Here is an 11,585-nt window from a genome sequence, read left to right as displayed (position 1 = left end):
TATCACACGCGGCGGAATCAAACCGACGCGCTTCATTCGACGCAAGCTACGAAATCTTCTTTTCCCTGCGAGCGATCATCGCAGCACCAACCAGCGCTACGAGGAGAATTACCGATGCGACCTCGAACGGCAGGAGGTAGGTGCTTAACAGCATCTCTCCGATTCTTGGCGCCGTTTTCTCGAACCCTTGTGCTTCCGGAGCGATCCTCCAGTCGGTGGTCCAGAAAATCCCCACCAGCGTTCCCGCAAGGGCCGCAACCACGAGCACAGCCGGCAGAGTCTGGAACGTCCCTGTTTTCATATCGACGCTGATAACCTTCGTCGTCAGCATGATGCCGAACAACAGGAGGACAAGGATACCGCCGACATAAATCATCAATTGCGTGACGGCGAGGAAGTCCGCCATCAACAAGACGTAGAGTCCGGCGACACCGAAGAATGTGAACAGGAGCGAGAAGCCGGAGTAGAGAATATTCTTCGAAAACACGACAATCGATGCCGAGACGAGCGTAATGAGCGCAAGCAGATAGAATGCAATGGTGTACAATTCCATAGCGATTACGGCTTTCCAGACTGGCCCGGTGCATCGGGGGCCGGGGTGCTTGGTGGTTGGGTCTGAGTTCCGCCGGCAGGTGCCGGATCGGCTTGTGATGCCGGCGGAGGAGCCTGGGCCGCAGCTGCCTTCGCTGCCGCAGCAGCTGCTGCCGCGGCTGCCTTCTTCGCGGCGGCTTCTTCTTCCGCTTTCTTCAGTTTCTCTCTTGCCTGCTCAATGTCCTGCGGCGTCATGATGCTGAAGTTGTAGATCAAATTCTGGCGATCAAATTCGGAGAATTCATACACGTCCGTCATGACGATGCAATCGGTCGGACAGGGCGGCACGCAGAGTCCGCAGTAGCAGCACTTCGCAATGTCGATATCAAATTGTGAAACGTGGAGTTTCTTCTTCTGGCCCGTTGAAGTCGTTCCGAGATCCTGATCAGGAGTGGATTTGACCGTTTCGATCGTGATACAGTCCACCGGGCATGCCATAGCGCATTGGTCGCAGCCGATGCAGTCGTCGATGTTGACATAGAGACGGTTGCGCGCCCGCTCGGGCATTTTCAGCTTCACGTCGGGGTACTGGGTCGTCACGCTCTTGACAAACAAATGCTTGATTGTGATCCTCATGCCGATCGCGATCGAGGAGAGCGCAAGCCAGATGTTGTTGAAATACGTCGTTACTGCACTCATAGAAAGTCTACCGGGTGTTTTTCAATCTCACAGAACCAAAATGAGGCCGACACCGAAAATGCACACGAACATGAACGGCGTCAGCACTTTCCAGGAAGTATACATCAATTGATCGACGCGCAGGCGCGGCAGCGTCCAACGGAGCCAGATCTGCAGGAAGATCAGCACCATCCCCTTCATCACAAACCAGAAGAACCCCCAGACCGGGCCCGAGAGCGCTTCCCCGAACGGGCTTCCCCAGCCGCCAAGGAAGAACGAGACGGCCACGGCTGACACGAGAAACATGTTCGCATACTCGGCAACGTAGAACAGCGCCCAGCGCATCCCGCTGTATTCTGTGAAGAATCCCTGAACAAGTTCTGATTCGGCTTCAGGCAAATCGAACGGCGTTCGGTTGACTTCAGCGAGGGATGCAACGAACAGTATCAGGAATGTGACGATGGTGAAAGGAGTGATGAGGAGTTTCTGCCAGAGCGGAAGCGGTCCGCCGAAGATCACCCAATCCTGAATCCCTCCGGCCTGGAATTTTGTCACTTCCTGGAGGTTCAGCGAGCTGGTGATCATCACGCCGACAAGAATCGCGAGGACAGTTGGTATTTCATAACTCACCATCTGCGCTGCGGAGCGGACGGCACCGAAGATGGACCATTTGTTGTTCGAAGCCCAACCAGCCATCAGTATGCCGACGACGACCAAAGATGAAATAGCGACAATGAAGAAGGCACCGAGGTCAATGTTGGCGCCGATGAAGATGCTGCTGAACGGAATCGCCGCGAAACCGCCATAGGTCCCGATGAACACGATGTACGGAGCAAGAATAAAGAGCTTCCTGTCCGCCGCCACGCTGATGATATCTTCCTTCTGGAGCAACTTGATGAAATCGGCGATCGGTTGGAGCACGCCGTGCCAACCGGTTCTCATGTAAGCGACACGGTCCTGAACGTGTGCCGCGACTTTCATCTCAAGATAGATCGTCACGAGCGCGTACAGAAGAATGAAGACCAGCGGCAGCGCACTGAGCACCACCGTGACCAGCAGCGTTCCCCAGAATCCAAGGTTTTGAAATGCTTCCATAGTCTCTATCAAGAAATAAGATGCTGCACTGACGGACAGATGTTCAACAACATTACCGGTCAACCTGACCGAGGACAATATCGACACTCCCTGCAATCAGCACGAGGTCAGCGATCATCGCACCGCGTGAGATTTCGGGCAGAACACTGAGATTCACGAATGCCGGCGCCCGACCCTTTACCCGGAACGGTGTGCCGGTGCCGTCACTGATGACATAGAAGCCGAGTTCGCCGCGGGGGGTTTCGGTCCGGGCGTAGATCTCTCCCGCATCCGGCCTGATCCGCTTCGGGATTGCAGCCTGGACATTCCCCTCGGGCAACGCCGCAAGCGCCTGCTCGATGATCTTCACGCTCTCTTCCATCTCCCGCATGCGCACGATGTGACGGTCAAACACATCTCCAACCGTCCCCATTTCCCCTTTCCCGATCTTGGGCTCCCATTCGAGCTTATGATAGACGGAGTAGGGATCGTCACGCCGGAGGTCCCAGTTGATGCCCGAGCCCCGGAGCATCGGACCACTGCAGGCCCAGTTGATTGCGACGTCTTTCGGCAGCACTCCCACATTGGCCGTACGCTTGATGAAGATTTCGTTGTACGTCAGAAGGTCGTTGAACTCTTTCATGCGTGGCTTGAAATACGTGCAGAACTCTTTTGCTTTGTCGACAAATTGCGGCGGGATATCATGCGACAGTCCGCCGATCCAGAAGTAATTGTACAACAGGCGGGCACCGCAGGTCATCTCGAACAGGTTGAGGATAAGCTCCCTGTCATGGAATGCATAGAGGAAGGGAGTAAACGCACCGGCGTCAATGCCGAACGTGCCGACAGCGATAAGGTGGCTGGCGATGCGCTGGAGTTCAGCCATGATGACACGGATGTACTCCACGCGTTCAGGGACTTCGATCTTCAGCAGCCGCTCGACAGCCAGGACGTAGGAATGCTCCTCGTTGATCGCAGCGCAGTAGTCCAGCCGGTCGCAATACGGGATCACCTGCTGGTAATTGGTCATGTGCTCGCAGTGTTTCTCAAAGCATCTGTGCAGATAACCGATATGCGGAATGACGTCGATGATGATCTCACCGTCGACGACAATCTCGAGACGCAGCACTCCATGCGTTGACGGATGCTGCGGTCCCATATTGATGATCATCTCTTCGGTTCGAAGAGTCTGACCGCTGGAGGTCCTGAGTACCCCCGGCTGGGAAACGTAACTGGTGGGAAGTGTCTTCGTCTCAATCATACCGATAGATTCTGGTTGCCGTTAGTACGGGACTTTCATCCCATTATAGAATTCAGGCACTTTGTAGTCTTTGCGGAGCGGGTGCCCTTCCCAATCGTATGGAAGGAGAATACGGCGAAGGTCGGGATGCTCATCGATGATGACGCCGTACATGTCAAATACTTCGCGCTCGTGCCAATTGGCAGTTCCCCACACCGACGACACGGACTGGATGTGCGGGTTTTCCTTCGTGCAGAAGGCCTTCAGAACGATCTTGTGCTTGTGCACCATCGAAAAGAGATGATACACGATGCCGAGCTTTCCGTCCTTGTTGTAGTCGACGCCGCTCAGGCACATCATGTAGTCAAACTGCATGGCGGGATCGTCGAACAGAAAGATGGAGATCTCTTTCGTCTTCAGCGGATCGACAACAATCCATGGCTGAAGAGCATCGAGCTTCGCCTCGAGGATCGCATCGCCGAATTTCGCCTTCAGACTGTTATAAATTTCTTCCGCGGTCATTCTTCTGACTTCTCCTATGCAGACTTCTTCACGAGGCTTTCTTTTCTCACCTTCTCCTGCAGCCTGATGATACCTTCAAGCAGAGCCTCCGGCCGCGGCGGACAGCCGGGCACGAATACGTCGACAGGAATTACACGGTCAACGCCCTTCAACACGTGGTAGCCATGCTCCCAGTACGGGCCGCCGCAATTCGCGCAGCTTCCCATGGAGATGATGTACCGTGGTTCGGCCATCTGGTCATACAGCCGCTTGATGCGCGAAGCCATCTTCAAGGTGACGGTGCCGGCGACGACCATCACATCCGCCTGTCGGGGCGTTGCGCGCGGAATGATGCCGAACCGCATAATATCGAAATCAGACGCCGACGCAGCCATCATTTCAATTGCACAGCACGCCAGGCCGAACTGCATCTGATAAAGCGACGAGAGTCTCGCCCAGTTCAGCAAGTTCTCCATTGATGTGACGAAAACGTTTCCGTTTTCGAATCTCTGATCGAGTAAACCCATAGTGATCGCTTAATCCAAAAGTGGTTATTGCACGACGGAATGCTCTTCAACCGGCTTCCGCGCCTCAACCGGGTGGTTCGGTATTCTATTCACTCGAGGGACTTCCGGCCTCGGTTTGTCCCAATCCAAATCCCCCTTCACCCACACATACACAAACCCTACAATGAGTATCCCCAGAAAAACAGCCATCTCGAGGAAGCCGAACAATCCCAGGTTGCGGTAAACAAGGGCCCAAGGAAAGAGGAATACCACTTCCACATCGAAAATGAGGAAAATGAGGGCGACAACATAAAACCGAACGTTGAATCTCACCCATGCATCCCCGACCGGATCCTCCCCGCACTCATATGGGGCAACTTTTCCGGGGTACGGGCGATGCGGCCTTAGAATCCACGACGCAAACATCCCTGCCGCCACGAAAACCGCGCCAATGATGAGAAAAATGAAGACTTTGCCGAATTCAGTGAGCATATCAGTGCTCGAAAGGGGAAATGCGGTGGAGGAAAATGTGAAAATCGAACGTCAATATAGACATGATTTCATAGTTTGTCAAGAAAACGGTAGAGATTATCAGGTTTTGACGATTGCCTGCGCCAAGGGAATATGCAGGGCATCGTCAATGGAGTCTCTACGACTTTCCAATTACAAAATGCTCATTTTATGCAAACAAATTGCGTGCAAGGATTCAAATCGGTCAACGTGGCGAAAAAGAGGGCACGTCGGTTCGGAATTTAGCGCGATCGGGATTCCCGTTCCCATTTCTGCAGACGGTGCTGGACCTGGGGGCTTCTGAGTTCCCGGAGTGCGTCGGCGGCAATCCACCGGGCGGATCGCGAATCGACTAAGCGTATCCGCTCACCATCTGCGATGGCCAGTTTGTTCAGCCGCAAATTCCTCTTGCCGATCTGACGCAACGCCCAATTGACAGCCTTCCTGACGAAATTGCGCTCATCAACCGCTCCCAGGCGGATTTCCTTGAGCATCGGGAGGAATTTGCTGTCATCAAGCGACTTGAGGTGGATTGCAGCTTCGGCCATCATCACAAAACCGGCCCTCTTGACGAACTCGTCTTCACTCCTGCACCACTCAAACGCGGCCTTGAGGGCGTAGGGTGTGCGAACGAACAGAGCCCCGCAACAAGCGTCGCAGACGGCCCACGAATCGAAATCCTTCGCCCACCTCCCCATCTGGCTCCACGCGACTTTGTCGGGGTCGCCTGTGAGCGCTGCAATTGCCCGTGCTTCGAGGATACCGGTAGTCCAGAGCTTCAGAGAAAGTTTCTGGTCCTTCCCAATTCTTCTGGCCAGCAACCTCAACTGCGGCGCGGAGATTCCAAGCGCATGTTCAGAGGGAACACCAAATCGGCTCATCCCCTTGACGATTGCGGGATCGGCCATTCTCTTGAGTTCTTTGATGACTTGCGTCAGGTGCATGGTGGATCGTTGTGGAACCTGAGGGCTGGATCCGGAAGCCGTCAAAGCTCTCGTGCTTTCCAGGGAGTTTCCTCGACCCCATCGACCTGGTTCGCGTAGCGGGCAAGAATAAACAGGAGATCTGAGACACGGTTTAGAAAAACTATCGCGTGCGGATCGAGCGGTTCTTCCCGCGAGAGCTTCACGACGAATCGCTCAGCTCTACGGCAAATTGTACGCGCCAGATGCAGCTGGGCGGCGACATGCGTGCCACCGGGAAGAATGAACGATGAGAGCGGTTTGAGGAGGGCTTCCACCGTATCGATGATCCGCTCAATCTGCGTGATGTGCTCCTGTTGAATTCGTTCGATGAGTACGTTCCGCTTTTCCGCGGGTGTCGCCAAATCCGCTCCGAGAACGAAAAGGTCGTTCTGCAGAGACCCAAGAATCCCGTCAATGTCCTTTGCAGGTTTCCACGCGCGGGCAACTCCGAGGGCCGAGTTGAGTTCGTCCACGGTACCGTATGCCTCAATACGGAGAGCATCCTTCGGGACTCGTCGCCCGCCGAACAATGAAGTCTCTCCTCCGTCCCCCGTTGTCGTGTAAATCTTCATAGGTTCATGTCCAGATAGTATCTCAGATTGCGAAAACCTCGATAGTCATAGAAAGGCAGCTGATTCTACCACCAAGTCACAAGGGTTTCAGGTAAAGGAGAGAGATCGCCCCTCCCATGTCCATTGCGCCTTCGGGACTTGATGGCACCTGCTTTGCATCGGCGGTATTACCGCTTCGTACCACCTTTGTTCCAGAAATTTGGCAGCTCGTTGTAGAAGTGGAGACAGGTTCTGATCCCGCCGAACAAATTGTCCAAGACGATGAACTCATTTGGTGCATGGGCATTCCCATCGGGCAATCCGAAACCGAGCAGCACCGTGTCGATGCCAAGGAGCTTTTTGAACTGAACGACGATCGGAATTGAGCCCCCCTCGCGCTGGTACAACGGCTTCTTGCCGAATCCTTTGTTCAGCGCGGCGACGGCAGCTTGAACTCCCGGACTGTCGATAGGAGTGATTGCAGGCTCGCCGCCGTGCAGTGCGCGCACTTTCAGATCGATAGTTTTCGGAGCGATTTTCTTCAGATGTTTCTCGAACAGCTTTGCTATTTTCTCTGAAGACTGATCAGGAACAATACGCATGGAAATCTTCGCATACGCTTTTGAAGGGAGGACGGTTTTCGCACCTTCCCCCGTATAGCCGCCCCAGATTCCGTTACATTCGAGCGTCGGACGCGCCCACAGTCTCTCGAGCGAAGTGAACCCTTTTTCTCCATAGAGTTGTTTCACACCCAAAGATTTTGCGTACTTGCGGTCGTTCCAGGGGAGTTTCTTGAAGGCAGCCCGTTCGATCTTCGACAACGCCCGGACATCATCGTAGAAACCGGGGATGGTGATCTTGCCGTTCTTGTCATGAAGCGAAGCGATGATTTCGGAAAGCGCCTGGATCGGGTTGTGAACAGAACCGCCAAACGAGCCGGAGTGAAGATCCCCGTTTGGACCGGTCACTTCGACTTCCATGTACGCCAGCCCGCGGAGGCCGTAGCAGACCGATGGAACGCCTTTTGCAAACATGTCTGAATCCGAGATCATCACCAGGTCTGCTTTGAGAAGATCTTTGTGCTCACTCACAAAGCGATCGAGATGCTCCGACCCGATCTCCTCCTCCCCCTCGATCATGATTTTCACATTCACCGGCAGTGAGCCCCCGATCCTCATGTAGGCCTCCAATGCCTTGAGATGGGCGAACACTTGTCCTTTGTCGTCCGTCGATCCTCTGGCGTACAGGTTCCCGTCACGGATCGTCGCCTCAAACGGCGGCGAAGTCCACAGATCCACCGGATCATCCGGCTGGACATCGTAGTGACCGTACAGAAGAACTGTTGGCTTGCCTTGAGCCTCAAGCCATTCTCCGAAGACTACCGGATGGCCGGGCGTCTGCAGTATCTGCACGTTCTTCATTCCGATACCCTGAAGCTGGTGGGAAATCCACTCCGCGCATCGCTGCATGTCTGCGGCGTGTTCGGCCTGGGAACTCACGCTCGGAATAGCCAGAAAATCTTTGAGTTCTGAGAGGTAGCGCTCAGAGTTCGCTTCGATGTATGTCAGGAATTGCAGCATGTCGGTATCCTAGGTAAGAAACAGTTTCAACGTCTGCTCATGGGTTGAGTGCGTGTCAATATATTCGTCGACGCTCCGAAAGGCAAGAGAATTGGGAGGTGATACCTGAAGGGCTCCCACTCGCGATACTTCATTGCCAATTGTTCAACATTCTTGTTTGTGGCTCAGAAATTGCCTAAATTTTGAGAGAATCAAGCAATTTGACAAACTGTGAGGTTAGCCATCATACTCATCATTCTGAACATAGTCTTGCCGTTGGTCTACTTCGCGCTGGTGTGGACGTATGGCAAAGCATTCTTCTCAGACGAAGTGTGGGCGAGAAAGCTCAAGAGCAAGCTCCTGTTGGGGGCCCTGCTGCTCCATTGTACCTACCTCATTTTGAGGACCATCGCATTCAGCCACCCGCCAGTCACCTCCATAGGGGAGATTCTTTCAGTGCTGGCTTTTTCCGTGGCCCTGGCTTATGCTTCCATCGAGGCTCGATCGCGGGCGAAAGAGACCGGATATTTTATCCTGAATTTCACATTCTTCTTTCAGCTTGGCTCAACGTTGTTCATACGGGATCTCGTTGACGTCCCGCAGATCTTTCGCAGCGGCTGGTTTGGCCTGCACGTCACCAGCGCGATGATCGGGTACTCGGCGATTACCATCTCGGCCGTCTATGGCTTCCTTTACCTTATGCTGTATCATGAAATCAAGGCGAACCGTTTCGGCGTCATCTACAAGAAACTACCGAACCTTGAGACGCTCGAGCGGATGAACTTCATCGCGATTTCGCTGGCGTTCGCGTTTCTGACGATGACGATTGTTGCAGGATTCATCTGGCTGCCGCAGGCATTTACAGGTTTCTCCTATGCCGACCCCAAGCTACTCGGGACAATCGTCATCTGGCTCATGTATGGCGCCGGAATTCTCGCGAAGACGAGCGGCCGCCTGCGCGGTCGGAGTCTGATGGTGCTTTCGATTGGTGGGTTTACGATCGCACTATTCTCGATGTCGATCATCAACATGTTCTTCAGCAGCTTCCACAGATTCAATTAACAGATCGGATATTCGACGTTGAACCTGGTGTGTGCCGGCATATCGCACAATACAGCCCCGCTCGAGATGCGGGAGCGGCTCTGGTTCTCCCCCGCTGAAATCCTTGTGGCTCTCCCGCACGTGAAGTCGCTCGGGCTGAGCGAGTGCGTCCTGTTTTCCGCCGGCGGCCGCACGGAGTTCTATGCGTTCAGCGATCACGTCGTTCCCGGGACCGATGTGCTGATTGATTTTCTGCGGACGCAGAAACAGGTGAAGGAAGCGGTACCGGCAAGCCATTTCTTTTCGTTCAGTTCCTATGCAGCAGCCGAACACCTGTTTCGCGTTGCCTGCGGAATCGATTCCATGATCGTTGGCGATGGTCAGATCCTCGCTGTGGTCAAAGAAGGCCTTGCACTTGCCCAGGAAAGCGGTACGGCTGGGTACTTCCTCAACAGGCTCTTCCAGCAGGCGTTTCACGTTGGGGAACGCGCACTCAGCGAAAGCCTGATATCCGATGGGGCCATCACTGTCAGCGACGCCGCCGTGGAGCTTGCCCAGAGAATCTTCGATGACCTAAGCCGTAAGAAAGCCCTCATTATCGGATCGGGCGAAACCGCCCAACTCACTGCAAAGCATCTGCTCAGCCGGGGCATCGGTTCTCTTATGTTCACGAATAAGACGGCGGAGCGAGCGGACAACCTGGCCAAAACGGTCGGCGGGATGGCGATCCCTTTCGAAACCTTCCGCGACCGACTGAATGAGATCGACATCATCATATCTTCTGTTCAGTCGAGCGGGCACATTCTGTCGGCGAAGGAGGTCCGGGAGATCGACAAGGGCCGCCACAGGGGCACACTGTTCATCATCGACCTTGGAGTACCCCGTACCATTGATCCGTTCGCCCGGGAGATCGAAAATGTCTTCGTCTACGACCTCGACACTCTCAACAAGATGGTGGGCGAGAACATCGCACGAAGGCGCGGCGAACTGCCGAAAATCCAGGCGATCATCGAAGCCGAGCTTGCTGATCTTTCACGCCCGTAAGGTCCGCTCGAATCACTCACAGAACTTGTCAAACGAATCCGCTCCGAAGAAGTCGAAAGACATGTCAACCGGTTTGGGGAAAAAGACAAAGGGCTGATCGAGAACAGTACCACGCGTATCGCGTACATTATCCTTCGTGCCCCTGCTAGAACACCTCCAGAAAGAAAACGACTTCAAAGTTTCCGGCCGTCTGCAGAACCTCAACGCCGCGCGAAAAATCTTCGGCATCGATAATGACCAGAAAGAGAATCCCGACGGCTGTTGACCGGACAGCAGCGGCACACGTCCCGGCGAGCTGGCACCCCGATACAACAAACACATCGACAGACACTGGAGACTGAGCCCGGCTTACGCCGATCTTCGATCTTTTTTCGGAGACGCGCGTATGAACACAGAACCGCTCACGAAACTATTGTCCACGGAGGAAGCCAGTCCGATTTGATGAATGTGGACGAATAAGAGCATTGTGATCTGGCTCTCACCAAGCTAAAAAATATTATGCAAATTACGGGAAATAGTGTATATTTGTAGGTTCCACGCTGGCAGAGGCACGATCGATCGTGCGATCTCGGATGTCTGCGCACCGCATCGCGTCATCGCTGAACGACCCGATCCATCAAAGCACTTAGGGGGCACTATGAGAACCTTACTCAGGGATGTGATTCGGTACTATTCACTTCTGCTCACCCTCATTCTGATTCCTTCCCTTCTCTCATCTCAAACTACACAGGCGACACCTGCGGCACCTTTGCCCGAGGATAATCTCTCCCCCGCAGAATTCACAACGATTCTGAAAGAAGCATGGACGATCCTGAAGGATGAGAGCGACAACTACATGAAGATGGTCGGGCAGAAGACGGAGTTCGAGACAACTGCGGAGTTTGAAAAGCGTTCCGTCGAGGCGCGGCAACAATACCTGACGAAGATTACGAAGTACATCAAAGACAAGAAGTTCGACCAGCGTGTTATCGGCGTGAACCTGAAAGCCGGCCTTGAGCAGTACGACGCCGATGCCCAGATCTACAGCATCACCAGCCCGAATGTTATCGAAGCCCCGTATAACCTCCCGTCGGTCTCAACAGAGATCCCCGCGAACGGCTACGTTGCGCTCTCCGATTCGATCCGAAAAGGTTACCGGACCTCTTCGGTCTACTTGAAATTCAGTCCGTACTTCAAATGGCAAGTGGGCCGCGATATGGCGAAAGCAGCCCGTAATGACGACGCGAGCATTTTCTTCAAGATTCGGTTCAAGATCGAGATGGGGCAGGGAGAGACGCGGAAAGGTGCGCGGTTCGTCATCGTTCCAAGACAGGTCTTGCTGTTCAATCAGAGGACTAACACCACCTACTGGGAGCAGGCTCTGCACTAAGCATCATGTGAACGGA

At 54.1% G+C, this 11,585-nt stretch carries 14 protein-coding genes; 3 read left to right on the top strand and 11 right to left on the bottom strand.

Annotated features, from left to right (window positions below):
- Positions 1 to 46: 46 nt before the first annotated feature.
- From NTU47_05965 to NTU47_05920, 10 genes are all read right to left on the bottom strand, one after another.
- Entirely contained in the window at positions 47 to 553 is a 507-nt protein-coding gene (locus tag NTU47_05965; GenBank protein ID MCX6133344.1) for an NADH-quinone oxidoreductase subunit J, read from the bottom strand.
- 5 nt (positions 554 to 558) lie between these two features.
- Positions 559 to 1,230: an NADH-quinone oxidoreductase subunit I gene (locus NTU47_05960; GenBank protein MCX6133343.1), complete on the bottom strand. Its 672-nt coding sequence runs from the start codon at positions 1,228 to 1,230 to the stop codon at positions 559 to 561.
- A 27-nt stretch (positions 1,231 to 1,257) separates the two neighbouring features.
- On the bottom strand, positions 1,258 to 2,304 hold the full coding sequence (locus tag NTU47_05955; GenBank protein ID MCX6133342.1) for an NADH-quinone oxidoreductase subunit H: 1,047 nt from the start codon (positions 2,302 to 2,304) through the stop codon (positions 1,258 to 1,260).
- Positions 2,305 to 2,356: 52 nt separating this feature from the next.
- Entirely contained in the window at positions 2,357 to 3,454 is a 1,098-nt protein-coding gene (locus NTU47_05950) for an NADH-quinone oxidoreductase subunit D (GenBank protein ID MCX6133341.1), read from the bottom strand.
- A 111-nt stretch (positions 3,455 to 3,565) separates the two neighbouring features.
- On the bottom strand, positions 3,566 to 4,045 hold the full coding sequence (locus NTU47_05945) for an NADH-quinone oxidoreductase subunit C (protein MCX6133340.1): 480 nt from the start codon (positions 4,043 to 4,045) through the stop codon (positions 3,566 to 3,568).
- A gap of 14 nt (positions 4,046 to 4,059) precedes the next feature.
- On the bottom strand, positions 4,060 to 4,551 hold the full coding sequence (nuoB, locus tag NTU47_05940) for an NADH-quinone oxidoreductase subunit NuoB (protein ID MCX6133339.1): 492 nt from the start codon (positions 4,549 to 4,551) through the stop codon (positions 4,060 to 4,062).
- A gap of 24 nt (positions 4,552 to 4,575) precedes the next feature.
- Positions 4,576 to 5,022: an NADH-quinone oxidoreductase subunit A gene (locus NTU47_05935; protein MCX6133338.1), complete on the bottom strand. Its 447-nt coding sequence runs from the start codon at positions 5,020 to 5,022 to the stop codon at positions 4,576 to 4,578.
- Positions 5,023 to 5,282: 260 nt separating this feature from the next.
- Complete coding sequence (locus tag NTU47_05930; GenBank protein ID MCX6133337.1) at positions 5,283 to 5,984, bottom strand: DNA alkylation repair protein; 702 nt, start codon at positions 5,982 to 5,984, stop codon at positions 5,283 to 5,285.
- Positions 5,985 to 6,025: 41 nt separating this feature from the next.
- A complete protein-coding gene (locus tag NTU47_05925; GenBank protein MCX6133336.1) occupies positions 6,026 to 6,577 on the bottom strand; it encodes a cob(I)yrinic acid a,c-diamide adenosyltransferase in 552 nt (183 codons plus the stop codon).
- Positions 6,578 to 6,744: 167 nt separating this feature from the next.
- The gene (locus NTU47_05920) at positions 6,745 to 8,136 is read right to left on the bottom strand and encodes a dipeptidase (GenBank protein ID MCX6133335.1); all 1,392 of its coding nucleotides are present in this window, start codon (positions 8,134 to 8,136) and stop codon (positions 6,745 to 6,747) included.
- A gap of 210 nt (positions 8,137 to 8,346) precedes the next feature.
- Between NTU47_05920 and ccsA the strand changes: the two genes are divergently transcribed.
- Both ccsA and hemA read left to right on the top strand, forming a co-directional pair.
- Entirely contained in the window at positions 8,347 to 9,177 is an 831-nt protein-coding gene (ccsA, locus tag NTU47_05915) for a cytochrome c biogenesis protein CcsA (GenBank protein ID MCX6133334.1), read from the top strand.
- A gap of 27 nt (positions 9,178 to 9,204) precedes the next feature.
- Positions 9,205 to 10,200 (top strand): glutamyl-tRNA reductase, encoded by a 996-nt coding sequence (gene hemA, locus NTU47_05910; GenBank protein MCX6133333.1) that lies wholly within the window; start codon positions 9,205 to 9,207, stop codon positions 10,198 to 10,200.
- Positions 10,201 to 10,345: 145 nt separating this feature from the next.
- Here hemA and NTU47_05905 read toward each other — a convergent pair whose 3' ends face one another.
- A complete protein-coding gene (locus NTU47_05905; GenBank protein MCX6133332.1) occupies positions 10,346 to 10,531 on the bottom strand; it encodes a hypothetical protein in 186 nt (61 codons plus the stop codon).
- A gap of 306 nt (positions 10,532 to 10,837) precedes the next feature.
- Here NTU47_05905 and NTU47_05900 point away from each other — a divergent pair, with 306 nt between their 5' ends.
- Positions 10,838 to 11,569: a hypothetical protein gene (locus NTU47_05900; GenBank protein MCX6133331.1), complete on the top strand. Its 732-nt coding sequence runs from the start codon at positions 10,838 to 10,840 to the stop codon at positions 11,567 to 11,569.
- Positions 11,570 to 11,585 lie beyond the last annotated feature (16 nt).

The organism is Ignavibacteriales bacterium (assembly GCA_026390595.1).
Taxonomy (GTDB): domain Bacteria; phylum Bacteroidota; class Ignavibacteria; order UBA10030; family UBA10030; genus UBA9647.
The sequence above is the reverse complement of the archived record's forward strand: the minus strand, read 5'-3'. Positions and strand labels throughout refer to the sequence as shown.